This window comes from Sphingopyxis sp. (genome assembly GCF_035998905.1).
GTDB lineage: Bacteria > Pseudomonadota > Alphaproteobacteria > Sphingomonadales > Sphingomonadaceae > Sphingopyxis.
This window is the reverse complement of sequence record NZ_DASYHG010000030.1, coordinates 112,070-138,232: the sequence shown is the minus strand read 5'-3', so window position 1 is coordinate 138,232 and position 26,163 is coordinate 112,070. Positions and strand designations below refer to the sequence as shown.

The 26,163-nt window shown below is 66.0% G+C and carries 21 protein-coding genes; 8 read left to right on the top strand and 13 right to left on the bottom strand.

The features are described from left to right. Positions 1-92: 92 nt before the first annotated feature. Entirely contained in the window at positions 93-3,128 is a 3,036-nt protein-coding gene (locus VGN62_RS20185) for a TonB-dependent receptor (protein ID WP_327457312.1), read from the top strand. 68 nt (positions 3,129-3,196) lie between these two features. Continuing rightward, a complete protein-coding gene (locus tag VGN62_RS20180) occupies positions 3,197-4,705 on the top strand; it encodes a glucoamylase family protein (protein WP_327457310.1) in 1,509 nt (502 codons plus the stop codon). Positions 4,706-4,738: 33 nt separating this feature from the next. Here VGN62_RS20180 and VGN62_RS20175 read toward each other — a convergent pair whose 3' ends face one another. From VGN62_RS20175 to VGN62_RS20135, 9 genes are all read right to left on the bottom strand, one after another. Next, a complete protein-coding gene (locus VGN62_RS20175; RefSeq protein WP_327457308.1) occupies positions 4,739-5,605 on the bottom strand; it encodes an endonuclease/exonuclease/phosphatase family protein in 867 nt (288 codons plus the stop codon). Next, a complete protein-coding gene (locus VGN62_RS20170; RefSeq protein WP_327457305.1) occupies positions 5,602-6,948 on the bottom strand; it encodes a GH1 family beta-glucosidase in 1,347 nt (448 codons plus the stop codon). Before VGN62_RS20170 ends, VGN62_RS20175 begins: the two co-directional genes overlap by 4 nt. Continuing rightward, positions 6,945-7,700, bottom strand: a complete 756-nt coding sequence (locus VGN62_RS20165) for an alpha/beta hydrolase-fold protein (protein ID WP_327457303.1) — start codon at positions 7,698-7,700, stop codon at positions 6,945-6,947. Before VGN62_RS20165 ends, VGN62_RS20170 begins: the two co-directional genes overlap by 4 nt. A gap of 23 nt (positions 7,701-7,723) precedes the next feature. Next, positions 7,724-8,539, bottom strand: a complete 816-nt coding sequence (locus VGN62_RS20160; RefSeq protein WP_327457301.1) for a carbohydrate ABC transporter permease — start codon at positions 8,537-8,539, stop codon at positions 7,724-7,726. Beyond that, a complete protein-coding gene (locus tag VGN62_RS20155) occupies positions 8,536-9,432 on the bottom strand; it encodes a sugar ABC transporter permease (protein ID WP_327457299.1) in 897 nt (298 codons plus the stop codon). Before VGN62_RS20155 ends, VGN62_RS20160 begins: the two co-directional genes overlap by 4 nt. Continuing rightward, positions 9,429-10,697: an extracellular solute-binding protein gene (locus VGN62_RS20150; RefSeq protein ID WP_327457297.1), complete on the bottom strand. Its 1,269-nt coding sequence runs from the start codon at positions 10,695-10,697 to the stop codon at positions 9,429-9,431. The genes VGN62_RS20155 and VGN62_RS20150 overlap by 4 nt, the downstream gene beginning before the upstream one ends. Before the next feature lie 16 nt (positions 10,698-10,713). Further along, a complete protein-coding gene (locus VGN62_RS20145; RefSeq protein WP_327457295.1) occupies positions 10,714-11,757 on the bottom strand; it encodes a LacI family DNA-binding transcriptional regulator in 1,044 nt (347 codons plus the stop codon). A 118-nt stretch (positions 11,758-11,875) separates the two neighbouring features. Beyond that, positions 11,876-12,961 (bottom strand): sn-glycerol-3-phosphate ABC transporter ATP-binding protein UgpC, encoded by a 1,086-nt coding sequence (locus tag VGN62_RS20140; RefSeq protein WP_327457293.1) that lies wholly within the window; start codon positions 12,959-12,961, stop codon positions 11,876-11,878. A gap of 29 nt (positions 12,962-12,990) precedes the next feature. Beyond that, on the bottom strand, positions 12,991-14,361 hold the full coding sequence (locus tag VGN62_RS20135; RefSeq protein WP_327457291.1) for an MFS transporter: 1,371 nt from the start codon (positions 14,359-14,361) through the stop codon (positions 12,991-12,993). Between the two features lie 257 nt (positions 14,362-14,618). Between VGN62_RS20135 and guaB the strand changes: the two genes are divergently transcribed. The 3 genes from guaB to VGN62_RS20120 are packed head-to-tail and all read left to right on the top strand — an operon-like array spanning position 14,619 to position 17,836. Next, positions 14,619-16,076, top strand: coding sequence for an IMP dehydrogenase (gene guaB / locus VGN62_RS20130; RefSeq protein WP_327457289.1), 1,458 nt, complete (start codon positions 14,619-14,621; stop codon positions 16,074-16,076). Between the two features lie 9 nt (positions 16,077-16,085). Beyond that, complete coding sequence (locus VGN62_RS20125) at positions 16,086-17,276, top strand: RsmB/NOP family class I SAM-dependent RNA methyltransferase (protein WP_327457287.1); 1,191 nt, start codon at positions 16,086-16,088, stop codon at positions 17,274-17,276. Between the two features lie 32 nt (positions 17,277-17,308). Next, the gene (locus VGN62_RS20120; protein WP_327457285.1) at positions 17,309-17,836 is read left to right on the top strand and encodes a tetratricopeptide repeat protein; all 528 of its coding nucleotides are present in this window, start codon (positions 17,309-17,311) and stop codon (positions 17,834-17,836) included. Between the two features lie 6 nt (positions 17,837-17,842). Here VGN62_RS20120 and rsmA read toward each other — a convergent pair whose 3' ends face one another. The 4 genes from rsmA to VGN62_RS20100 all read right to left on the bottom strand — a co-directional run bounded on the left by rsmA (position 17,843) and on the right by VGN62_RS20100 (position 23,477). Continuing rightward, positions 17,843-18,658, bottom strand: coding sequence for a 16S rRNA (adenine(1518)-N(6)/adenine(1519)-N(6))-dimethyltransferase RsmA (gene rsmA, locus VGN62_RS20115; protein WP_327457760.1), 816 nt, complete (start codon positions 18,656-18,658; stop codon positions 17,843-17,845). A 20-nt stretch (positions 18,659-18,678) separates the two neighbouring features. Further along, on the bottom strand, positions 18,679-19,698 hold the full coding sequence (pdxA, locus tag VGN62_RS20110) for a 4-hydroxythreonine-4-phosphate dehydrogenase PdxA (RefSeq protein WP_327457283.1): 1,020 nt from the start codon (positions 19,696-19,698) through the stop codon (positions 18,679-18,681). Further along, positions 19,698-21,038 carry a peptidylprolyl isomerase gene (locus tag VGN62_RS20105; protein ID WP_327457281.1) on the bottom strand — a complete coding sequence of 447 codons (1,341 nt, stop codon included), beginning with the start codon at positions 21,036-21,038 and terminating at the stop codon, positions 19,698-19,700. Before VGN62_RS20105 ends, pdxA begins: the two co-directional genes overlap by 1 nt. A 135-nt stretch (positions 21,039-21,173) precedes the next feature. Further along, positions 21,174-23,477, bottom strand: coding sequence for an LPS-assembly protein LptD (locus tag VGN62_RS20100; RefSeq protein WP_327457279.1), 2,304 nt, complete (start codon positions 23,475-23,477; stop codon positions 21,174-21,176). Positions 23,478-23,609: 132 nt separating this feature from the next. Here VGN62_RS20100 and VGN62_RS20095 point away from each other — a divergent pair, with 132 nt between their 5' ends. From VGN62_RS20095 to VGN62_RS20085, 3 genes are all read left to right on the top strand, one after another. Next, a complete protein-coding gene (locus tag VGN62_RS20095) occupies positions 23,610-25,055 on the top strand; it encodes a leucyl aminopeptidase (RefSeq protein WP_327457277.1) in 1,446 nt (481 codons plus the stop codon). 20 nt (positions 25,056-25,075) lie between these two features. Further along, positions 25,076-25,525: a DNA polymerase III subunit chi gene (locus VGN62_RS20090; protein ID WP_327457275.1), complete on the top strand. Its 450-nt coding sequence runs from the start codon at positions 25,076-25,078 to the stop codon at positions 25,523-25,525. Between the two features lie 101 nt (positions 25,526-25,626). Beyond that, the gene (locus tag VGN62_RS20085; RefSeq protein WP_327457273.1) at positions 25,627-26,157 is read left to right on the top strand and encodes a hypothetical protein; all 531 of its coding nucleotides are present in this window, start codon (positions 25,627-25,629) and stop codon (positions 26,155-26,157) included. Positions 26,158-26,163 lie beyond the last annotated feature (6 nt).

The window sequence follows — 26,163 nt, the reverse complement described above, 5'->3', positions numbered from 1 at the left end:
GATTTCCCGCGACTCGCCGCTGCACCGGAGGCAAGGCCGGCCAGCGAAGAAGCGACCGCGGGGAATGTCGGGGGCCAAAAAGGGAGGATGCCGTGAAGTTTTCGCATGATTTTCAGACCGTTTCCGCGCGCCGGTCGCGCGCCCGCACGCTCGCTGCCGCGCTGGCATGGAGCAGCGCCGGTGCCGCGCTCGCCATTGGGGTGGCGACGCCGGTACAGGCGCAGGTCGGAGGCGCCTCGCTGCGCGGCACGGTGAAAGCCGAAGGCGGCGTTTCGCAGGTCACGGCGATCAACGTCAACACCGGCCTGACGCGCAGCGTCACGGTAGGCGAGAGTGGCAGCTATAATATCGCGTCGCTTCCCGTCGGCACCTATCGCCTCGAACTCACCACGCCGGGCGGGGTGCGCCGCACCGACGAATTCACCCTGTCGGTCGGCCAGAGCGCGGTCCTCGATTTCGACTTTTCGCAGCCCGATATCGCCTCGGCCGATGGCGATGCGATCATCGTGACCGGCAGCCGCATCCGCTCGATGGAAGGCGGCGAAGTCGGCACGAACATCACCCAGCGCCAGATCGAGGTGCTGCCCCAGAACAACCGCAACTTCCTGGCCTTCGCCGACCTTGCGCCAGGCGTCCAGTTCGTGACGGGTTCCAGCGGCCAGTCGCGCCTGCAGGGCGGAGCGCAGGACAGCCGTTCGGTCAACATCTTCATCGATGGCGTCGGACAGAAGGATTATGTCCTGAAGAACGGTATCACCGGCCAGGATTCGACGCAGGGCAACCCGTTCCCGCAGCTCGCGGTGGGCGAGTATCGCGTCCTGTCGTCGAACTATAAGGCCGAGTTCGATCAGGTCAGCTCGGTCGCGATCTCCGCAGTGACCAAGTCGGGGACGAACGATTTCCACGGCGAGGTCTTCGTCGACTATACCGATCAAAGCCTGCGCGATCGCCGCCCGTCGGAATTGACGGGCACCAAGGTCAAGACGAAGGATTTCCAGTTCGGCGGGGCACTTGGCGGCCCGATCATCAAGGATATGCTGCACTTCTTCGTGACCTATGAAGGCAAGCGGCAGGAAAACCCGATCGACATCCGGCCGGGCCTCAGCCTTCCGGTCACCTATTTCCCTTCGGAATATCAGGGTGTATTCGGTCCGACCAACGCGACGTTCAACGAAGATCTCTATTTCGGAAAGCTGAGCTTCCAGCCGTCGAACAGCGACCTGATCGAGCTTTCGGGCAAATATCGCAAGGAAAGCGGCGAGTTCCTCAGCTCCGGTTTCAATGCGCGTGAGACGATCAGTTCGCAGGACGTAGAGGAATTGCGCGTCACCGGCCGTTGGGAACATACGGCGGACAACTGGATCAACGATTTCAAGGTGACCTATGAAGACGTTAAGTGGGCGCCGACGCCCACCCTCTTCGAGGACGGTTTCCTTTTTGCCTATGCCGGTCCGTCGCCGACCAACCCGCAGCCGGGCGTCGTAGTTCGCGGCGATATCCTGCGTGTCGGCGGCGGCAGCAACTATCAGGAAAAGGGCCAGAAGGGCTGGGGCGTCCAGAACGATTTCACCTGGACCGGGTTTGAAGGCCACACGATCAAGGTCGGCGCCAAGGCGAAATGGGTCGAGCTCAATTCGCTTCAGCTCAACGGCTTCAACCCCGTTTACACCTATAACCCGGCGTTCAATCCTGGTGGCGGCACCTTCAACGACGATGTGCCGTATCGCGTCCAGTTCGGCGCTTCGACGGGTAACGGCAGCCCGATCATCAATTCGAAGAATTTCCAGTTCGGCATTTATGTGCAGGATGATTGGGAAGTGACCGACCGGCTGACGCTGAACCTCGGCGTCCGCTGGGACTATGAGCGTACCCCGGCGTTCCTCGACTTCGTTCACCCCGCAGATGCGGTGAACGCCGTTTCGCCGGCCAATTATCCGAACCTCGTCAACGCCGATTACGACATCCGCGACTTCATCTCGACGGGTAAGGAGCGCAAGGCGTTCACGGGGGCATGGCAGCCGCGTATCGGGTTCAGCTACGAACTCGACGACGATGCGCGTTATGTGGTCTTCGGCGGTTTCGGCCGCTCGTACGACCGCAACCAGTTCGACTTCCTGCAACAGGAAATCAGCACCGGTTCGTACACGACGCGCACCTTCAACTTCATCACCGGCGACCCGAACAACAGCTGCGCGGCGGGGCCCACCTGCGTTGCGTGGAACCCGATCTACCTGACCGAAGCGGGGCGTCAGCAACTGCTCGCCGGCGCCGGACCGGGCGGCGGACGTGAATTGCGTTTCATCAACAATGATCTGAAGGTTCCCTATTCGGATCAGTTCAGCCTGGGCTTCCGCGCCAAGGTGACCCCGTTGTTCGAAGCTGAGGTGGGCTATAGCCATATCGAGTCGAAGGATGGCTTCGCCTATCTGCTCGGTAACCGCCGTCCCGACGGCACCTTCTTCCCGCCGGCGCCCTCGGCTCCGAATTCGCCCTTCGGTTTCGCACCTCCGGGTTTCGGGTCGATCATCATCGGCACCAACGGTATCGAGACGAGCGCGGATTCGGCCTATCTCAAGCTCGTCAAGAATTACACGGTGGCATCGCCGTGGAGCTTCTCGGCGACCTACACCTATACCGAGGCCGAGGAAAACCGGCAGTTTGGCGAAACCTTCAGCCTCGATTACCCGTCGCTGGACGATTACACGGTCACGCGGTCGAGCGGGGTGCGCAAGCATCGCCTCGTCGCGACGGGTTCGGTCGACCTGCCGATCGGGGTGACGTTGTCGGGTAAATTCCAGATTGCGTCGCCGCCCTATCTGAAGACGTTCCGCAACATCGGCGGGGCGAACCCGATCCGCGAGGTTATTTCGAACGAAGCCCATGGTAACGGCGACCGCTGGGGTTTCCGCCAGATGGACGTCGCGATCACCAAATATATCCCGTTCAAGTTTATCAGCGAGGAATCGCGCCTGCGGCTCCGCGTCGACATCCTGAACCTGTTCAACGATCGCAACTATGTCGACTATAATAATGACCCGAATTCGCCCAACTATCTCGATATCTCGGGTAACGGCGTTGGCGGAAATCCGCCGCGTACGGTAAAGGTATCGGCCGGATTCTCTTTCTGACCGGCTGACCAGGCGCCCGGCCCGCACCCCCCTCCCGCGGGCCGGGCGCCCAATTTTTGGAGTATCGAATGTCGTTCCGGATCGGGGCGCTCGCCCTGCCGCTTGTGGCCCTGACCGCCGCCTGCACCGCAGCCCCCGTACCGTCACCCGCCACGGCGGCGGCGGCGGTCCAGCCTCCCGAACCGCTGGCGCCGATCACCGAGGCCGCCTTTTCGGAAGAGCTGACCGCGCGCACCTTCCGCTATTTCTGGGACACGACCGACACGGAGCGCTGCCTCGCGCCCGATCGCTGGCCGAGCAATCCCTTCTCGTCGATTGCCGCGACGGGTTTTGCGCTGACCGCATACGGGATCGGCGCGGAGCGTGGTTATGTGACGCGCGCCGAAGCGGCGCTACGCACGCGCGATTGCCTGCGTTTCTACTGGACCGCACCGCAGGGGCCGGAAGCCGCGGGCAAGACCGGTTACAAGGGTTTCTTCTATCACTTCCTCCGGAACGACGACGGCACGCGCTTCAAGACCAACGAGCTTTCGACCGTCGACACCAGCCTGTTCCTCGGCGGCGCGCTGTTCGCGCAGAGCTATTACGACCGGAACGATCCGGTCGAGGCCGAAATTCGCGACCTTGCGGAGAAGATCTACGCTCGCGTCGACTGGACCTTCGTCCAGCGCACCAGGACCGGGACGCAGGCGGCGAATCTGGCGAATTCGCACGGTATCACGATGGGTTGGAAGCCCGAGAAGGGTTTCGAAACGCACGATTGGGTCGGCTATAACGAGGGGATGCTCGTCTATGTGCTCGCGCTCGGTTCGCCGACGCACCCCGTCGGCAAGGATGCGTGGGACAAGGGCTGGGCGGCCGACCTCGAAAAGGACTGGGGCAGCTATTACGGGCAGCAGCATCTGCAGTTCGAACCGATGTTCGGGCACCAGTACAGCCATGTCTGGGTCGATTTTCGCGGTATCCGCGACGCATTCATGCGCGGCAAGGGCATCGACTATTTCGAGAATAGCCGCCGCGCGACCTTGGCGCAGCGCGCTTATGGCGCCGACAATCCGAACAAATGGGCGGGATACAGCGCCGACATCTGGGGCTGGACCGCGTCCGACGGACCCGGATATTCGAAGGACAAATATAGCGTCGGCGGCACGCCGCGCTTTTTCAACGGCTATATGGCGCGCGGCGTCAGCGCGATCCGCGTTGTCGACGACGGCACGATCGTCCCGACCGCGGCGGGCGGATCGGTACCGTTCGCACCCGAAGTGACGATCCCGGCGCTGATGGCGATGCGCACGCAATATGGCGCGCGGCTATACACGCGCTACGGCTTCAAGGACGCGTTCAACCCCAGCTTCACCTTCGCCGATCCGGCGATGCGCAGCGGCACGGTCGACCCGGTGCATGGCTGGGTTGCGAGCGATTATCTCGGTATCGATCAGGGACCGATCCTCGCGATGATGGAAAATCATCGCAGCGGTTTCGTGTGGAAGGTGATGCGGAAAAACCCGCATATCGTGCGCGGGCTGAAGCGGATCGGGTTCGAAGGTGGCTGGCTCGACGACGCGAAGGCCGAATAAGGTCGCGCCCCGGCTTTTCCCGGGGCGCGCCGATCAGCAGCCCTTGCCGATGCAAAGATCGGCCAGCACCGGATAATGATCGGACGGCAGCTTGCCGCCCGCCTGCTGCGTCAGCGTCGCGTGGCGTAGCACGCTCACGCCCTCGCCGACGAAGATATGGTCGATCGGGCTCGCCTCATCCTGTTCGATCTTGAACGCATTGAAGGTGCCGGCGGGGCCGAAATGCGGCGTCCGGCTGATCGTCAGCGTATCGCGAAGCGCGCCGGCACCCGGCTCGGTGATCGCGGCATAGGCGGGACTGGTCGTCGGGCTGTTGAAATCGCCCATCAGCACCACGGCGTCGCCCGGCTTGCGATGCGTGCCGATCCAACGGCGGATCTGCCGCGCGCCTTCGAACCGCGCGGTGGTCCCGACATGGTCCATATGCGTGTTGACGACGAGCAGGACATGCTTCGACGCCTTGTCGCGAAGCCGCGCCCACGTTGCAACGCGCGGATAGGCGGCGTCCCAGCCCTTGCCCGGCACGTCGGGCGTGGGGGAGAGCCAGAAGGTGCCTGAGGCGACGAGTGCGAAGCGGTCGCGGCGGTAGCCGAGCGGCGAAAATTCGCCCTTGTCCTTCCCGTCGTCGCGCGCGGCGCCGACAAAGACATAGGCAGGCAGGTCGGCCTCGAGATTCTGTTTCTGGTGCAGCAGCACTTCCTGCATCCCGACGATGTCGGGGGCGTAATAGGCGACGACGCCGGCGAGCGCCTTGCGCCGGTGCGGCCACGCATTGTCGCCGTCCGACGCGAGGTCGAGCCGGATATTATAGCTCATCGCCGTAACATGGTCGGCGGGCGCCTTCGCCGCCGCGGGCTGCGCGAGCAGCGCCGCGGCGAGGACAAGCAGCAGGTGCCTCATCCGAGGTTTCCGCCGTTCGCCGCGATCACGCTGCTGTAGAAGCGCGCGCTGCGCTTCGGCGTGCGGACCTGCGTCTCGTAATCGACATGGACGATGCCGAAGCGCTTTGAAAAGCCGAGCGACCATTCGAGATTGTCGAGCAGCGACCACGCCATATAGCCGCGCACGTCGACGCCCTGCTTGATCGCATCGCCGATCGCCGAGATGTGCGTGCGCAGATAGTCGCAGCGCAGCGGGTCGTCGATGCCGTCGGGACCTGCGGTCGGCGGGTCATAGAAGGCGGCGCCGTTCTCGGTGATATAGACGGGGATGTCGCCATAGGTGTCGCGGAACCAGACGAGCATGTCGGTGAGCGCGGGCGGATAGACTTCCCAGTCGGTCGTCGTGTGCGTCGCATTCTGTCGCACCGGCGACGCGCCGACGGGCCACTGGTTCGGGTCGGCTTTCACGACGTTGCGCGTGTAATAGTTGATGCCGATGAAATCGACCGGCTGGCAGATCGCCTTGAGGTCTTCCGCGGACCATTCGGGCCATGCTTCGCCGAACACTTCGGCGAGTTCGGCAGGGTAGCTGCCTTTCAGCGCCGGGTCGAGATATTGGCGGTTCATGTATGCGTGGGCGCGCGCGGTCGCCGCGATATCCTCGGCGCTGTCGCTGGCGGGATATTTGGGCTCGATGTTGACGACGAGGCCGATTTCGTGCGCACCCTCGCTGCGATAGGCCGAAACTGCGGCGCCGTGCGCGCGCATCAGGTTATGGCTCGCGATCGGCGTCTCGAACAGGTTGCGATGCCCTGGGGCGAGTGCGCCGTGGAGGTAGCCGCCGTCGGTGATCACCCATGGTTCGTTGAGCGTCACCCATTTCTTCACGCGCCCGTCGAGACGGCGGTACATCACCGAGCCATAGTCGGCAAACCAGTCGGCGCTGTCGCGATTGAGCCAGCCGCCCTTGTCGTCGAGCGCCGCGGGCAGGTCCCAGTGATGCAGCGTCAGCAACGGCTCGATATCGTTCTTGAGCAGCTCGTCGACGAGCCGCTCGTAGAAGTCGAGCCCCGGCTCGTTCACACGCCCGATGCCCTCGGGCAGCACGCGGCCCCAGTTGACGCTGAAGCGATAGGCCTTCAGCCCCAGTTCCTTCATCAGCGCGACGTCGGCGGGCATGCGGTTATAATGGTCGCACGCAACGTCGCCGGTATCGCCCTTCACCGCCATCAGGCGCGGGTCGTGGCTGAAGCGTTGCCAGATGCTCGCCCCCGCGCCGTCGGCAAGCGGCGATCCTTCGATCTGATAGGCGGCGGTCGCGGCGCCCCAAAGGAAGTCGTCGGGGAATACTGTCTGCGTCATTTCTTGTCCTTGGTTATGTTCTGTGAAGAGGGAAGTTTCTGTTCGAGCAGCCAGGCGTAGAGCGCCGGGTCGCCATAGGCGGGATCCCAGGCGTTGTGGCCGAGGTCGGGATAGATGGTCAGGCGAACCTTGCGGCCGCCGCAGGCGCGGATCGCGCGCGCCATGTTGAAGCTGCCTTCGGGGACGACGACATCGTCGCGGTCGCCGTGGAAAGCCCAGACGGGAAGGTCCATCAACCGGCACGCCTCGCCGGGATTGCCGCGCCCTGCGACGGCGGCGACGGCGGCAAAACGCTTCGGTTCGGCGATTGCCCAGCGCCAGCTCGCATGCCCGCCGCGGCTGAGACCGGTGAGGTACACGCGCGCCGGATCGACGCGATATGTCTTCGCGATATGGTCGACGAGCCGGTCGAGCTTGTCGATGTCCCAATCCTGATCGGCGCCGAGCAGGGGCGAGACGGTGAGGAAGGGGAACGCCGGGTCGCGGTCGGCGATCTTCGGCGGGCCGTGGACCTTTACCTTTGCCACATCGTCGCCGCGCTCGCCCGACCCGTGGAGGAAGATCAGCAGCGGATAGGGTGTCGCGCTCTCGGCCAGATAGCCTTTGGGCACGAACAATTGGTACGGGTAATTGCCCGCCTCGATCGGAGGTTGCGGGGTCTGCCCCTCGACAACGGTGGGCGCCTTCGTCCTGGCGGTGGCGGGCGAGGCCGCGAGCGCGAGGCCCAGCAGCGCCGCGGTCCAATATGTCATCATTCGATCCTTGTTTGCACGGGTCATCCCTTGACGCTCCCGGTCAGGAGGCCGCTCAGGTAAAAACGCTGGAGCGCGAGGAAGAGGATGAGGACGGGGAGGGTGGTGATCACCGCGCCCGCCATCATCAGCTCATTGTCCTGCACATGCTCGCGGCTCATCGCGGCGAGCGCGACGGGCAGCGTGTAGAGATCCTGATCGGCGAGGACGATCAGCGGCCACATGAAATCGTTCCAGCTGCCGAGGAAGACGAACAGCGCGAGCGTGACGATGATCGGGGTCAGGATCGGCAGCACGACGCGGCGCAATATCTGCCCCTCGCTCGCGCCGTCGATGCGCGCCGCCTCGAGCATCTCGTCGGGGATCGACAGGCAATATTGGCGGACGAGGAAAATGCAGAAGATTCCTGCGAGCCAAGGGATCAGCGCGCCGGCGTAGCTGTTGACGAGCCCCATCGCCTTCAGTTCGAGGAACAGGGGCAGCATCCCGATCTGCCCCGGCACGACGAGCGCGGCAACGAGCAGGCGGAAGGTCGCGTTGCGCCCCTTGAAGCGCAGCTTGGCAAAGGCGTAGCCCGCCGGGATCGTGAACAGCAGCGCGAGGATCGTCGCGAGCGTGGAGACGAGCAGGCTGTTGGCGAGGAAACGCCCAATGCCGAAGGTCCCGAACAGGGTGCGGTAATTTTCGAGGCTTGGTGTTTCGGGAAGCAGCGGCGGCGGGAATTGCGCGGCCTCGCCCGGCGCCATGAAGCTGACCGAGACCATCCACAGCAGGGGCGCGACGGTGAGCAGCGTAACGAGCGCCGCGAGGAGAGTGACGGACCAGCGACGCAGGCTCATATCGCGCCTCCGCGCTTCGCGAGCTTGAGCTGTACCAGCGTCACAGCGAGGATGCACAGGAAGAGCAGGAAGGCGACCGCCGCGCCCGATCCGAGGTTCCACCATTTGAACCCTTCCTCATACATGAAATAGAGGATGGTGACGGTCGACTGGGCAGGGCCGCCCTGTGTCATCACATAGGGTTCGGCGAAGAGCTGGAACATCCCCGCCACGGTCAGGACCGACACGAGCAGCACCGTCGGGGCGATCGCGGGCAGGGTGACATGGCGCAGCCGCGTGAACCAGCCTGCGCCGTCGATCCGCGCCGCTTCGTCGAGTTCGCGCGGGACCGTCTGGAGCGCGGCGAGGAAGATGATCATGTTGTAGCCGAACGTCTTCCACCCGACGAAGATCAGGATCGCGGGCAGCGATGCGTTCGGGCTCCCCAGCCAGTCGATCGGCGCAATGCCGAACAGCGAGAGCAGGTAATTGACGAGGCCGTAGCGTGTGTGGAGCAGGTAGCGCCACACGACCGCGGTCGCGACGAGCGTCGTGACATAGGGTGCGAACAGCGCGACGCGCCACACCGGGCGCCATTTGAGCCAGCGCGAATTGACGAGCATCGCCGCGAACAGCGACAGGGCGACGATGAAGGGCACGCCGAGGACGACGAACCAGAGCGTGTTGCCCATCGCTTTCCAGAACAGCGGGTTTTCGATCAGTAGCTCGTAATTCTGCAGTCCGACGAAGCGCAGATTGCCTGCGTCGGCGAGCGCATAGATGTCGAAATCGGTGAAGCTCAGGAACAGCGACGCGATTGCCGGCACGACGAAGAAGGCCGCGATTGCCGCTAGCGCGGGCGCGCTCATCGTCCAGCCGGCGCGCGCTTCGCGCCTGTGGAGGGCCGCGTTCACAGCGCCTTTCCCTTGTCGAGCATCCAGCGCCGCTTTTCGAGCAACCGGTCGGTGCGGCGGTCGATTTCCTTCGCCGCCGCGTCGACGCCGAGTTGCCCGCGCACCATGCGTTCGGCGACGACCTGCATCTCGGTGACGATGCGTTCCCACTCGGGAACCTTGGGCAGCGCGGTCGCATGGTCGAGCTGGGTGGCAAAAGGTGCAACCGCCGCGTCGCTCGCCAGCCCCGCTTCGCGCCACACCGAGCGCCGCGCGGGTAGGCTGCCCGTCAATTCGTGGAAGTCGAGTTGCGCGGCGGGCGACAGCAGGCGCGTGAGTATCTCCCACGCGGCGGCGGGATTTTGGGTGCCCGCAAAAACGACGAGGCTCGATCCGCCGGGGGCCGCCGACCCGATGCCGTTCGGGCCGGGGTTGGGCGCGGTGCCCCATTTGTCCTGCATCGCCGCGGGCAGGCGGCTCTTCATGTCGCCGATCGTCCACGGACCCGACAGAAAGACGCTGAAATAGCCGCGCGCGAACTCGTTCCACACATTCGAAATCTGCGCCGACGACGCCAGCGGCGCGAGCCCTTCATCGAACAGCGATTTGTAGAAGGCGAGCGCCGCCTTGAATTCGGGGTCCGAAAAGGCCCCGCGCGCACCATTGTCGCGCAGCATCCGTGCGCCCGCCGACAGCGCGAGCGTCGTGAGCTGCTCATATTCGTTGAGCGGGTAGAGCAGGGCAAAATTATCGCCCCCGGCAAGCTGCTTCACCCGGTGCAGCGCGGCCTTCCAGCTCGCCCAGTCGGCAGGCGGTGCGGCGTGACCGGCGCGCGCGAACAGGTCCTTGCGATAGAATTGCAGCCGCGTGTCGACATACCAGGGAACCGCCCAGGTCCGGCCTGCGATGCGGTTGGTGTCGACCACCGCGGCGAACTGGTCGGCGAGGATCGGTTCGGCCGACGCGGGGACCGGGGCGATCGCACCGATCGCCGCCATTTCGGCGATCCAGCTGTTGCCGACCTGTCCGATCGCGGGCAGCGACCCGCCGGCAAAACCGGTGAGCAATTTTTCGTGCGCCGCGGTCCAGGGAAGCGGCTGCACCTCGATCGGCGGCATGCCTGCAGGCAGCGCGAGCGTCTTCAGCAGTGCGGGCAGGTTCGCGCCCTCGTTGCCCATCGCCCAGATCGTCAGCGCGCCATCGCGCCGCGCGCCGCATGCACCGAGCATCGGAAGCAGGGGCAGCGCGGCGAGCGCACCCGTCAACTGGCGCCGCGTCACCTGCATCGGGCGCCATCATTGGTCACGGGTGCGCGCCGACCGCCGACTGCGGCTGCGCGGTCGCATTGTTCGCCGCGCCGCCGGTCGTCCCGCGTGCGATCAGCTCGGGCGTCAGGATCGTCGCGCTCGCAGCGCCCAGCGTCTCGCCGCGCAGGATACGCAGCAGCATCATCATCGCGGTCGATCCCAGCCGGTCGATATGGACCTGCATCGTCGACAGCGAGGGGTTGAGGTGGCGCGCGAGCGGGATATCGTCGAATCCTGCCACCATGACGTCACCGGGCACCGACTTGCCTGCCTCGGCGAGCCCCGCGATCAGCCCGACCGCCATCTGGTCGTTCGCGGCAAAGACCGCGTCGGCGGGGAGTTGTCCCTGCACCAGCAGGCGCGCCGCCTGCGCGCCGCTTTCTTCGGAGAAATCGCCGGGGAGGATCGCCGGATTGCGCACGCCGCCGATCTTCGCCATCGCGTCGGCGAAGCCGCGCTGGCGCTCGCGCGCGTCGCGGTTGTGCTTGGGGCCGGCGATGTGGACGACCTGCCGTGCGCCGCGCGCGAGCAGCGCCTCGGTCATCGCATAGGCACCCCGGTAATTGTCGACCGCGACGAAGGGCAGGTCGAGCGGCCCCGCATCATAGTTGAGCAGCACGGTCGGGAGCGCGGGGTCGAGATAGTCGGCGAGCAGCTCGGGCTTGAGGTCGGGCGGCATGACGAGCAGCCCGTCGACGCGCCCGCGCATCGCGGCGATGGCGGCGGCGGTCTCGTGCGTACTGCCGTGCATGTTGCCGAGCAGGAGGTGCATGCCCGATTCATGCGCGACGAGGTCGATGCCGCGGATGATTTCGGAGAAGAATTCGCCGAACAGGTCGGGGAGGATAACGCCGACGGTATCGGTCTTGCGCCGGGTCAGGCTGCGCGCGCCGCTGTGCGGCACGAAATTGAGTTTCTTGACCGCCACCATCACCGCCGCGCGTGTCGGTGCGGTGACGTTGCCGAGGCCGTTGATCGCGCGCGACGCCGTGGCGACCGAAACCCCCGCTTCGCGGGCGACGTCCCTCAATGTGGCCATGCCGCTTGTCCCCTTTCCCTCCATTGGCGCCGGGCCGCCGATGCGACTCCGTCCCTTGTCCTGTTGCCGGGCGCGGAAACGTTCACACCGTAACCGGTTACATGATGCGTAGGCAAGGTCATTCGCGCGCCTCCCCATGCAGCGCGGCGCCCTCGCTATCGAAGAGGTGCAGGCGACCCGCCGGCAGCAGGACCGGCACGACATCGCCTTCGCGCAGGCTGCCATCGTCGCGAAGCTGGCACGCCAGCGGTTCGTCGCCCGCGGCGCCGTGCAGGTGGATCGTCGCGAGCCCGCCCAGCCGTTCGATGAAGCCGATCCGGTGGGGGAGCGCGCCCGAAGCCGCTCCGATTGCGATATCCTCGGGCCGGATGCCGACGGAGAGGTGCGTTCCGGCGGGCAGCGCCTTCGCGTGCGGCGGCAGGGCGACGATGCGCCCGTCGGGGAATGTCGCTTCCCCGGGACCCGAGACCGTCACCGGCACGATGTTCATGCGCGGGGTGCCAAGGAACTGCGCGACGAAGATATTCGCCGGGCGCTCGTAAAGTTCGCGCGGGGTCCCGACCTGTTCGATCTGCCCGTCGCGCAGCACGATGATGCGGTCGGCGAGCGTCATCGCCTCGACCTGGTCGTGGGTGACATAGAGCGTCGTCGTGCCGAGCGTGCGGTGGAGTGCCGCGAATTCGTACCGCATCCGCACGCGAAGGTCGGCGTCGAGGTTCGACAGCGGTTCGTCGAAGAGGAATATCTCCGGCTGGCGCACGATCGCGCGGCCGATCGCGACGCGCTGGCGCTGGCCGCCCGACAGCGCCGCGGGCTTGCGGCCGAGCAGCGCCTCGATGTTCAGGATTTCCGCCGCGCGCTGGACCTGCCGTGCGATTTCATCCTTGTCCGCTTTCGCGATGCGCAACCCGAACGCCATATTTTCATAGACGGTCAGGTGCGGGTAGAGCGCATAGGACTGGAACACCATCGCGATACCGCGCGCCGACGGGGCGAGGTCGGTGACGTCGCGGTCGCCGATGCGGATGCGCCCGCCGGTCAGTTCCTCGAGCCCCGCGACCGACCGCAGCAGCGTCGACTTGCCGCACCCCGACGGGCCCACGATGACGGTGAATTCACCGTCGGCGACCTCGATCGACACGCCTTTCAGCACCTCGGTCTCGCCGAAGCTCTTGCGCGCGCCTTCGATCGACAGTCCGGCCATGGCTTCCTATCCCTTCGTGCGTGCCGCGATCAGTGAACCGTCGCGCCCGCGGTCGCCTGGCGTGCGGGCGCGCGGCCGGCGGCGATGGCGAAGATGCACAGCAGGGCGTAGCAGGCGGCGGGAAGCACGAGCGCCATGCCATATCCGACCGCGTCGGACAGCAGGCCGGCAAAATAGGGGATTGCAGCTCCCCCGACGATCGCGGTGCACAGCAGCCCCGACGTCGCCTCGGCGCGTGCGGTCGATCGTTCGAGCGTCAGCGTGAAGATCACCGGGAACATGATCGAATTGAACAGCCCGATGCCGAGCGCGACGAAGCCGGCGCCGACCCCGCCGACAAAAGCGACGTAGAGGCAAAGCAGTGCGGCGATCGCGGTGAAGGCGGCGAGCAGTTTCGATGCCGAAACGCGCGCGAGGAGGACCGAGCCGATGGCGCGCCCGACCATCGCGCCGCCCCAGTAGAAGGCGACGGCCTTGCCCGCCTCCTGTAGCGAGACACCCGGAACGCCGTCGCTGCCCATGAACCAGCCAAGCAGCGGAACGCCGAACGGCGCGTCGGACTGGCCCCACACCGCGTCGCTGTTGAGGAACAGCGCCATATGCGTGCCGATCGCGACCTCGGCCCCCACATAAAGGAAGATGGCGGCCGCGCCGATCAGTCCCCAGCGCGACGAAAAGGCCTCGCGGATCAGCTCGCCCATTCCGGCGCGGCTGCCGATCGGGGCGGGGGGAACGGCCTCGTTGACGATGCGGCGGCTGACCCAGAAGAAGAGGAGCAGCGCGGCGATCAGGCCGCAGATCCAGAAATAGGCCGAATCGATCCCGGCGAGGGCCTGCGCGCGCACCGCTTCGGTGACCACGGTGCCTTCCTTGACCTCGACACCCTCGAGGAACAGGTGCGCGCCGATCAGCGGGCCGAGGAAGGTGCCGAAGCTGTTGAACGTCTGGCTGAAGGTCAGGCGGAAATGGCTGTGCTTCGGATCGCCGAGGGCTGCCGCCAGCGGGTTGGCCGCGACCTGCAATATGGTGATCCCGCTCGCCAGAATGAACAGGCCGGCGAGCACGAGCGGATAGACCGCGAGGTTCGCTGCCGCGAGCATGACAAGGCAGCCGACGACCATCGTCGACAGCGCGGTCAGGATCGACGGCACCGAATGGAAACGCGCAATCAGCGCGGCGGCGGGAAAGGACATCAGGCCATAGGCGATGAAGAAGGCCGAGGCCGACAATTGCGCTTCGGCATCGCTCAGCGTGAAGATGCCCTTCACCGCGGCGACGAGCGGGTCGATCAGCGAAGTGATGAAGCCCCAGGCGAAGAAGAGGACGGTCACCGCGGCAAAAGCCGCGACGGCATTCGACCGTCCGCCACCGTTGGCGGACGCCTGGTTGGGCATGTCCATGCAGATATCCTCTTCACCGAAACTATGTTATGTCGCGGGTCTAACGGGACGCCGGAACCAATGCAACCGGTTACATTGCGCTGCGCGACGAGCATGAAATCCCGGCGCCGACCCATCGTCCGGACCTGCCGCGAAATATTCGTTCGCCCCACTGGCGCGCTTGGGCTCGACTGGTTACATGGGCCGCCACCAAACGAATCGCGTGCGCGGCTCCGGAAATGCGGGGCAGGCGCCGCCCGCACCAGAAAGTGGCACCCATGGAAATCATCACCGGCCTGACCTTCGACGATGTTCTGCTGGTGCCCGGCGCGTCTGACATCCTGCCGTCGGATGCGAATTTGTCGACGCAGCTGACCAGCGAAATCAACCTCAACATTCCGATCCTGTCGTCGGCGATGGACACGGTGACCGAGGCCGATATGGCGATCCTGATGGCGCAGATCGGCGGCATCGGCGTCCTCCACCGCAACCTCACGATCGAGGAACAGGCCGCCGCCGTGCGGCAGGTCAAGCGCTTCGAAAGCGGCATGATCGTCAACCCGATCACGATCACCCCCGACGCGCCGCTCTCCTATGCGACCGCGCTGATGGACCAGCACCGGATTTCGGGCATCCCCGTGGTCGAGACGGGCGGGAAGCTCGTTGGCATCCTCACCAACCGCGACGTCCGTTTCGCCGACAATCCGGGGCAGCCGGTGCGCGAACTGATGACCGCCGACAATCTGGCGACCGTACGCCCCGGCGTCGGGCAGGACGAGGCGCGCAAGCTGCTGCACCAGCGCCGCATCGAAAAATTGCTCGTCGTTGACGACGATTATCGCTGCATCGGCCTGATTACGGTCAAGGACATGGAAAAGGCGGTCAATTATCCCGAAGCGACCAAGGACGCGAGCGGCCGCCTGCGCGTCGCGGCGGCGACCAACACCGGCGACAGCGGGATCGAGCGCGCCGAAGCGCTGCTCGACGCCGAATGCGACCTGATCGTCGTCGACACCGCGCACGGCCATAGCAAGGGCGTCGGCGCGACCGTCGAACGGATCAAGAAATTGTCGAACCGCGTGCAGGTGCTCGCGGGCAATGTCGCGACGGGCGATGCAACGAAGGCGCTGATCGACGCGGGCGCCGACGGCGTGAAGGTCGGCATCGGCCCCGGCTCGATCTGTACGACGCGCGTCGTCGCGGGTGTCGGCGTGCCGCAGCTCACCGCGATCCTCGACAGCGTCGAGGCGGCGTCGAAGCTGGGCGTGCCCGTCATCGCCGATGGCGGCCTCCGCACCTCGGGCGACATTGCTAAGGCGCTGGCGGCGGGCGCATCGAGCGTGATGGTCGGCTCGCTGCTCGCGGGCACGGCCGAAGCGCCGGGCGAGACCTTCCTGTTCCAGGGCCGGACGTACAAGAGCTATCGCGGCATGGGCAGCGTCGGCGCGATGGCGCGCGGCTCGGCCGACCGTTATTTCCAGCAGGACATCAAGGACCAGATGAAGCTGGTCCCCGAAGGCATCGAAGGGCAGGTGCCGTTCAAGGGGCCGGCGAAGGACGTCATCCACCAGCTTGTCGGCGGCGTGAAGGCGGCGATGGGCTATACCGGCAGCCGCACGCTCAAGGATCTGCGCGAGCGCGCGAAGTTCGTTCGCATCACCAATGCGGGTCTGCGCGAAAGCCATGTCCACGACGTCGCGATCACCCGCGAGGCGCCGAATTATCCGGTCGGCTGAGGCCGGTCGATGACGCCCGCAGCGCGCATTCAGGCGGCGATCGAAATCCTCGACGGCATCGCCGCCGCCGCGCGCGACGGCGGGGCGCCCGCTGACGCGATCTTTGCCGAAGCGATGCGTGCGCGCCGCTATGCGGGGTCGAAGGACCGCCGCGCAATTCGCGCCCATGTCTATGATGCGATCCGCGTCGTGCGCTCGGCGCCCGCATCGGGCCGCGCGGCGATGCTCGCGCTCGTCGATACGCAGCCCGAACTGGCGGCGCTGTTCGACGGCTCCTCCTACGGACCGGCGCCGATCGCCGACGACGAACCGCGCGGCGAAGCCGGGCTCGCGGCGCAGGCGCTGATCGACCTTTTCGACCCGCTCGTCGGCGAAGACGAAGGCGCGGCGATGCTCGCCCGCGCGCCGCTCGACCTGCGCGCCAACCGCATCAAGGCCAGCGTGACCGATCTCGCGGCTCTTTTTCCCGAAGGCGAGGCGATCGCCGGTGCACCCGACGGCTGGCGCCTGCCCCCCGAAACCGCCGCGGTCCAGCATCCCGCCTATGCCGAAGGGCAATTCGAGGTGCAGGACGCCGCGAGCCAATATGCCTCCGCTGCGCTGGGCGCCACGCCGGGGCAGGCGATCGTCGACCTGTGCGCGGGGGGCGGCGGCAAGACGCTCGCGATTGCATCGCTCACCGGAAACGACGCCGACATCCTCGCCTGCGACACGAATCGCGCCCGGCTCCAGCAATTGCCGCCGCGCGCCGAACGCGCCGGGGCGACGCGCATCGAAACGCGGCTGCTCAATCCCGGACAGGAACCCGCGATGCTCGCCGACTGGCAGGGCAAGGCGGATCGTGTCTTCGTCGACGCGCCCTGTTCGGGCAGCGGGACCTGGCGGCGCAGCCCCGAACTGCGCTGGCGGCTGACCCCCGCGCGGCTCGAACGCCACCTCGCCGATCAGGCCAAACTGATTGATATCGGTGCCGATCTTGTGGCGCCCGGCGGCAAACTCCTCTATGCTGTCTGCTCGATCATCACGCGCGAGGGGCGGGCACAGGTGGACGATTTTCTGAACCGGCATCCGGGCTGGACGGTCGACGCCGGCTATCTGCCCGACGGCATCGGCCGCGCCGCGGGACATGGTTTCCTGTTCACGCCGGGGCGTGACGGCTCTGACGGATTTTTTCTCGCGCGACTGACGGCACCATGTTAGCATCCCCTGTAATGAAGCGATGGGAGAATGCGATGCGTGTCGGTTTTCTGGCTCTTTCGGCGGGCTTGATCCTCGCCAGCCTGCCCACCGCATCCGACGCGCAGCGCGCCGACAACGATATCTTCCCCCGCTCCATCGCGCTCCAGCAAGAAGGACATAAGGCGCAGGACGCGGGCGATCTCGACCTTGCGATCGACCTTTATGAATCGGCGCTCGCCGCCGATCCGCGCAACCGTTCGGCGATCATCGCGCTCGCACAGGTCGCGCGCGCGCAGGGACTGCCGGGCAAGGCGATCGGCCTCTATCGCGAGGCGCTCGTGCTCGAACCCAATGACGTCGTTGCGCTGACCGGGCAGGGCGAAGCGCTCGCCGACAAGGGCGCGCTCGAACTCGCGCGCGAAAAGCTCGCCGAGGCACAGCGGATCTGCGACAGCAAATGCCCGCAGGTCGCGGCGCTCGAAAAGACGATTGCGTCGAGCGCGTCGAAGCGCGTCGTTGCGGCCGAAGTGCTTGTGCCCAAGCCGGTCGTCGCGACCGTCGGCGCCAGCAAGCAGAACTGATTTCGGTCAGGCGCCGAGCGCGCGCGCCAGTTCGACCCATTCGGCGACGCTGACCGTCTCCGCGCGCCGCGTCGGATCGATCCCCAGCGTTTCGGCGACGGCGACCGCCCCCTCGACCCCCTTCAGGCTCTGCCGCAGCATCTTGCGCCGCTGGCCGAACCCTTTTTCGGTCAGCTTCGACAGCAATTTCGGCGCGACGCCTTCGGGCTGATCGGCTGGCGTGACATGGACGATCGCCGACATCACCTTGGGCGGCGGGGTGAAGGCCGAGCGGTGCACTTTCATCGCGATCTTCGCGGTCGACCGCCATTGCGCGAGCACCGCGAGGCGGCCGTAGGCGTCGGTGCCGACCGGCGCGACGATGCGTTCGGCGACCTCGAGCTGGAACATCAAAGTCAGCGACAGCCAGCGCGGCGGCCACGCCGCGGGCTCCAGCCAGCGCGTGAACAGCGCGGTGCCGACGTTATAGGGCAGGTTGGCGACGATATGATAAGGCGCGCCACCGGTCAGCGCGTCGACGTCGACCGCCATCGCGTCGTCGGCGATCACCGTCAGCTGCCCCGGAAAGGCCGCGCCCAGCTCGGCGAGCAGGGGCAGGCAGCGGTCGTCGCGCTCGACCGCGATGACTTTCGCGCCCGCCCGCAGCAGCGCGCGCGTCAGCCCGCCGGGGCCGGGACCGACCTCGAACACGGTGATGCCATCGAGGTCGCCGGGAAGCGCGGCGATGCGGTCGAGTAGCTGTTCATCGAAGAGGAAATTCTGCCCCAGCGCCTTGCTCGCCGACAGGCCGTGCGCGCGCACCGTCTCGCGCAGCGGCGGCAGCGGAACCTGCGGTTCGACCCTCACTTCGCGGGTGCGCAGCTGCGCTCGCGGGCCAGCGCCATCCGGGCCGCCATTGCGATCGCAGCGATCGTGGGTCCCGGATCGGCGGTGCCGGTGCCCGCGATATTGAACGCCGTCCCATGGTCGGGTGAGGTGCGGATGATCGGCAGCCCGAGCGTCAGGTTGACGCCGTCGTGGAAATGCAGCGCCTTGAACGGGGCGAGCGCCTGATCGTGATAGGCGCAGAGCAAGGCATCGTACCGTTCGCGGATCGCGGGCGCGAACAGCCCGTCGGCGGCGAGCGGGCCGTCGACGACCAGCCCTTCGTCGGCGAGCTGTGCGACCGCGGGCGCCATGATGCGTTCTTCCTCGCTGCCCAACTGGCCGCTTTCACCGGCGTGCGGGTTGAGGCCCGCGAGCGCGAGGCGCGGCGTCTCGATCCCGAAATCACGCCGCAGCCCGCGCGCGACGATCCGCGCCTTGGCGACGATCATGTCGGTCGTCAGCCGTTCGGATACCTCGGCGAGGGGGATGTGCACGGTGAGCGGGACGACGCGCAGGCTCGGCCCCGCAAGCATCATCACCGCGTTGGTCGCGGTGACGCCGCAGCGTTCGGCGATGAATTCGGTCTGGCCCGGATGCGTATAGCCGATGCCGTGCAGCGCATATTTGGACACCGATCCGGTGACGAGCGCCGAACTCGCCTGGTTGCGTGTCAGCCCGATCCCGGTTTCAAGCGTGTGGAGCGCGCACGTCGCGCCCGCCGGCGTCGGCTGGCCGGGGGTCAGCGGGCCGCTGTCCTCGAGGTGCCAGACGGGCAGGGCGTCGCCGAACGCGCGCACGACTTCGTCCATGTCGGTCACGCGCGCAACGGGACCGTCCCATACGGCGGAGATCGCGGCGGCGTCGCCGATGGCGACGAAGGGCGGCAGGCTGTTTTCGCGGCGCGCGGCCCAGGCGCGGGCCGTCACCTCGGGACCGACGCCGGCCGGGTCCCCCATGGTGACCGCGATCGGACGTCGATTGTTTGTATCCGTCATCAGCTATATTCGATCACGGCATCCCGGCGCAGGTCGCGCAGATAGCGCTGGGCCCGCTTGTTGACCTTGTCTTCCAAGATTTTCTGCTCGATCTGCTCGATGTCGGGGGCCGTCGCCGTCTGCGGCATGTCGCGGCCGCACAGGACGAGGACGCTCACGCCTTCGTTCGCGGCACCGAACGGCTGGGTCGTCTGGCCGACCTGAAGGTTGGCGAGCGTCGCCTGCAGCGGGGCGGGCAGCGCGCGCATTTCGATATTGTCGCGCGACACGACGGTGGCACCAAGGCCCTGCGCCACCGCGTCGGCGGCACCGCAACCGGCGATGCCGCGCGTCTTTTCGGCGAACTGGCCGGCGAGCTCGGATGCCTTGGCCTGCGTCGTGCCAGCCGGGAAATCGAGCGAAATCTGCTTCAGGCTGAGGATCGCGTCGCGCGGATCGGCGGTCAGCACCTGACGGCGATCGATCATCAGCATGATCGAGATACCGCCGGGTACCTCGACCGGCCCGACAAGCTGGCCGGGCTGCATCTGCGTCGCGGCCTCGCCCATCGAAGCGGGGAGCTGGCCGGCCTTCACCCAGCCAAGGTCGCCGCCGACAACGGCGGTCGATGCTTCGGAAAACTGGCGGGCATAGGCGGCGAAACTGCCGCCCGCCTGCAACGCCTGGATGATCTTCTTGGCATTCTCGCTGACCGCCGCGGCGGTCTCGGGCGTCGCCGACAGATAGATTTCGCCGAGGTGGAATTCATCCTGCCCCTTGGAATCGTTGAGCTGCTTGACGACGATCTCGACCTCTTCGGGCGATACGTTGGTCGTCGACTGGATGTTGCGCGACAACAGGCGGTCCCAGGCGAATTCGCCGCGGATCTGCTGTTTCACAGCTGCCGCCGACGAGCCTTTGGACGCCAGATAGGTGGCAAACTGGTCGGGGGTCTGCTTGAACCGCGTCGCGAGCCGCGCGAACTGGTCGTTCACGACATTTTCGTCGATCGTGATCTCGGCCGCCTTGGCTTCCTGGATCTGCAATTTCTCGTCGATCAGGTTGCTGAACACCTGGCTGCGCAAACGCTGCACCTCTTCCGGCGGCAGCTCGACATTGTTGTTCGCAATGCGGATCAGCGCCATGCGCTGTTCGATGTCGGTCGCCGTGATGATCTCGCCGTTCACCGAAGCGGACGGACGATAGACGTTCGGCTTCGCATCGCCGAAAAGCTGCACATTGCCCGGAATGTTCAGGCTGGTCGTCGGCACTTCGCTGTCGGCAACGGTCTGGGCCAGCACGGGCGTTACGCCGACGGCGGCCAAGACGATCAGGCCGGTCATGGTCGAAAATTTGGTCATCTTTACCCTATTCGAGAAAGTCCGGACGCTCCGTATCAGCGGAAACGCCCGATGGTCCAGCGCAATCCGCGATGTGGGACGGTTTGATGCCAGCAGATAGCGCGCGGACGCTGAACCTAGGCTGAGCGGAACGGGTCAGAACCCCAGGTTGCGGAACGCGATGCGGAACGAGAAGCTGTTGCCGCGTTTCGCGTCGCCGGTGTCGGCATAATCGCGCCGCCAGGTCAGCGCGATCGACAGGCAATCGTCGTCATAAGCGAGACCGAGGCGGTGGCGTATCGGTTCGAACCCATCGGCGCCGCTCAGCGGATCGTCGCTGCGCTGCGTCAGGTCGACGATCGCGGAGCCGAACAGCGACCAGTGTTTTGCAAAGGCGACGCGGCCGCCGGCGCGCACTTCCTCGCGGTCCTGCAAATCCTCGCCGAGCAGCAAGATGTCGCGGTTGAGCCGCGAATAGCCGACTACCGCATAGGTCGAACGGCTGCCGATCGTCGCGTCGAATTCGTTGCGGCGAACCGCCAGATTATCCTTGTCGAGCCGGAAACGGTGCGTGAGGCGCAGGAAATCGCGATACGCAATCGTCGTGCGGCCGACGATGTCCGATGTGCGGTCGGTCAGCCCGGTACCGTCGGGGAACAGCGCGGGCTTGTCCGACAGGCGATAGCTCTGCCCGACGACGCTGTTGATGTTGAAGCCGGGGCGACTGTAGTTCCATTCGACGCCATAGGTGATGCGCGCGCCATCCTCGAACCGGTCGTGGCCGTTGAAGCGGTTGATCGCGAAGAGATTGCTGTCCTCAAGGTCGAAGGCGCGTGAATCCTCGTTCGGGATGTCGAGATTCTTGATCGGCGGCGTCGCGACCAGCTGCACGCGCGGGGTCAGCGTTTGCGTGCCGCCCGCGAATTCGCCGATGAACGGCCAGCGCATGTCCGCCGCGACCGCGGCGATCCCACGCGCCTGCCAGCCCGATTTGCCGCGATAGCCGGGGATGGCGGTCAGCAGGTTTTCGTCGCTGTGATAGACGTCGCCGCGCACGAGCGCGGTCAGCGTCACTTCCTGGCCAAGCCCGGTCAGCCCGCGCAAATTCCACTGCGCCCCGGCAAAGGCGCGTTGCGTGTCCTGCCCGGCGGTGCGCCCGATCGCGAGCGTGTTCAATTGCAGTTCGAACTGTCCGCCGAGCAGCGGATCGGCGAAGCGCTGGCGATAGTCGATGATCGGCAGCGCGATCGCCTGCTGCCCCTGGATGTCGTTCGCGCGCAGCGTCTGCGTCGCCCAGCCGGCGATCGAGAGATAGGAGTTGCCGCCGATTCGTTCGAGCTCGAAGGTCGAGCGCAGCCGGTCGTCGCGGCTGATGTCGTAACGGCGCATGAAGGTGCGGTCGGTCGCGATCCGCCCCGAATAGGTCAGGCTCCAGCGCGGGTCGAACTGGAACTTGCCCGCGCTTTCGAGATAGCCGCGGAACCGCTTCCGGCTGTCGGGATCGTCGCCCGTCAGCGGGACGAGCGAGCCATAGGTCGCATAGCCGTTGATGCGGAACGACCCGATATCGGTCAGCGCGCGGAACTCGCCCTCCGTCATCGGGGCGGCGCTGGTATAGATGTGCGGCGTGAGCGTGATGTCGCGGTCGGGCGCGATCCGCAGATAATAGGGAACGGCGATTTCGAACCCGTTGCTGCGGTCGAGCCGGATTTCGGGAACCAATATGCCGCTGCTCGGCTCGTTGTTGATCGAATGGCTGAGGCCGGGCAGCGGGATCAGCGGCAGGCCAAAAATCTCGACGCGCGCGCCCTTGTACCGCACCTTGTTCTTCGCCCGGTCGTACATCACCTTGACCGCGCGGATCTGCCAGCTCGGATTCTTGGGGCAGCCCGCGTCATCTTCGACGGGGCAGGGCGTATAGGCGGCATTTTCGAGTTCGATATTGCCGTTGTCGAAGCGCGTTCCCTTGATCGCCGCGAGGCGCGAACCATTGTCGAGCACGACGAGCAAATTGTCGACGACACCGTCGCGCAAGCTATCGGTCAGTTCGATCTTGTCCCCATAGGCGATATCGCCTTCGGGGTTTTTGATCATCACATTGCCCTCGGCGAATACCTGTCCCGTTTGGCGGTTCCACGTGACCTTGTCCGCACGCATCTCGACCGCTTCGCGGTTCATCTGGACATTGCCGTCGGCGACGACGACTTCGGTATCGCTGTCGTAATTGAGGTTGTCGGCCGCGAAACCGATCTGGTCTTCGGACTGGACCGCCGGCGCGTCGATGGTCGTCGGAACGACGTCGGGCGTCTGGAGGTCGGGTTCGCCCGCGACCTCTTCCGGCTGGGCCGGATTCGCATTCGTCTGGGCCAGCACCGGGCTCGCGACCAATGCCAGGCCGCTCGCCGTCGCGAGCCAGAACGGCCGCGCAGGCGCCGCCCGATGGAACAAAGCCCAGCTCATTTAATCCCTTTGTCCCGAACCCTATATAGACATTTGCCGGATTGGACCGGCAGCTTTGTTTTTGCAACTCGCAAGCGAAACCCCTATCGGTCCGCCACGTTCCAATCAATCATCGCATAAGAAAGTTAAGGCATGGACATTCAGTTTGTCGCGCAAATCGATGCGTCTGCCGACGTCGTCGCTTTTCCGGTCCGCAAGGGCGAAGCGGGTGCACTCGGTGCGCTGCTGGGCGCCGCGGCGGCGCAGGCACGCTTCGATGGCGCGGCGGGCACCGTGGCAGAGACTGCGGCGATCGACGGCGACCAGGCGAAGCGCCTGTTGCTCGTCGGGATCGGCGAGGGCAGCGAGCTCGATATCGAGCGCGGCGGCGCGGCGCTGACGGCGAAGCTGCAGACGAGCGGCGTCACCGCTGTCCAGGTCGATTTCGCGAGCGCGGGCGCGAGCGATGCCGACGACGTGCTGGCCTTTGCGATGGGTGCACTCCTGCGCAACTGGCGCCTCGACACCTATCGCACGCGCCTCGCCGACAAGGCGAAGCCGAGCCTGAAGACGGTGATCATCGCCTCGCCGCACGGCGACCTGTCGGATCGCTGGGCCGAAAATGAAGCGATCGCCGATGGCGTTGCGCTGACCCAGACGCTCGTCGCCGAACCGCCGAACATCCTTTATCCCGAAAGCTTCGTCGAACGCTGCCAGCATCTGACCGACCTCGGCGTCGAGCTCGAAGTGCTCGACGAACGCCAGATGAAGGCGCTCGGCATGGGCGCGCTGCTCGGCGTCGCGCAGGGCTCGACGCGCCCGCCGCGGCTGCTCGCGATGCGCTGGAACGGTGGCAATCCGGGCGACGCGCCCGTCGTCTTCATCGGCAAGGGCGTCACCTTCGACACCGGCGGCATCAGCCTGAAACCCGGTGCCGGCATGGACATGATGAAATGGGACATGGGCGGCGCGGGCGCGGTTGCGGGCGCGATCAAGGCGATCGCGGGCCGCAAGGCGAAGGCGAATGTCGTCGGCGTCGTCGGCCTCGTCGAGAATATGCCCGACGGCAATGCGATGCGCCCCGGCGACGTCGTGACCACCATGTCGGGCCAGACGGTCGAGGTGCTCAACACCGACGCCGAAGGTCGCCTGGTCCTCTGCGATGCGATCAGCTGGGCGCAGAGCGCCTATGACCCCAAGGTGATCGTCGACCTCGCGACGCTGACCGGCGCGATGGTGATCTCGCTCGGCCATGAATATGCGGGCATCTTCGCCAATGACGACAAGCTCGCCGCCGACCTGCTCGCCGCGGGCGAGGTCAGCAACAACAAGCTGTGGCGCTTCCCGCTGTCGCCCGCTTACGACAAGCTGATCGACAGCCCGATCGCCGACATGAAGAATATCGGTCCGCGCGAAGGCGGCTCGATCACCGCGGCGCAGTTCCTGAAGCGCTATGTCGGCGAGGGCGTCGCCTGGGCGCATCTCGACATCGCGGGCATGGCGTGGGCCGACAAGGACGGCCCGGTGTGGGCGAAGGGCGCGACCGGCTATGGCGTGCGCCTGCTCGACCGTTACATCGCCGCCAACCACGAAGGTTGAGCAGCTAAGGGCAGGGGAGCATGGCGCGCGTCGACTTTTACCGGCTGACCCGCGACCCGGTCGAACGCGTGCTCCCCGCGCTCGCGACGCGCATCCTCGCGAACGGCGACCGCCTGCTGGTGGTCGCCGCGTCCGCGATGCAGCGGCAGGCGATCGACGAGGCGCTGTGGACGCTGACCCCGGCGAGCTTCCTGCCGCATGGAGCTGCGGGCTCGCCCGACGAAGAGATCGAACCGATCCTGATTTCGGGCACGCTCGCGGCTTCGCCGCCGAATCGCGCCAGCCACCTCGCGCTCGCCGACGGCGAATGGCGCGAGGAAGCGCTGGGCTTCGAACGCACCTTCCTGCTCTTCGACAACAGCCGCATCGATGATGCGCGCGCACTCTGGCGAACGCTCGCCGCGCGGGAAGATGTCGATAACCGCTTCTGGAAGCAGGACGAAAACGGCCGCTGGTCCGAAGGACCCTGATAATCGGGATGTGACGCGGGTCACCGACGCGTCGTGATGACCGTCGCATAGGCCGGGCACCGCTGTCTACGCGGCCGATTCGATCTTTGCACAGGAGCCTGATGATGCGCCCGAACCCGTTGCTTTCCACCGCCTTTGCCATTTCGCTGTCGCTGCTCGCGGCCGGGTGCGGTTCGAAATCGGAGACGGAGGTCGCAAGCGGCACCTATACCGATCCCGCAACGGGGAAGACCGCCGACTACAGCATCAGCAGCAGCGAAGACGGCGAAAACGGCAAGGTCACGATCAAGACAGAGGAAGGCGAAGTCCAGTTCGGCGGCGAAGCGAAGCTGCCTGCGGGCATCACGCCCTATCCCGGATCGAAGATGACGGGCGGTTTCGCGGGATCGTCCGAAGGCAAGCAGGGCGGCCTCGCTAGCTTCGAGGTCAAGGCCAGCGCGGCCGACGTCGTCGCGCACTATCGGCGCCAGATCGAGGCTGCGGGCCTCAAGGTAAAGTCCGAAATGAACGCCGAGGACACGATCATCATCAGCGCCGAAAAGCCCGACGATGCGCAAACCTCGATCCAGATCACCGCAACCCAGAATGGCGCCATGGTTGAGGGCGCGGTGACCTATGGTTCGGGCGGCTGATCGCCG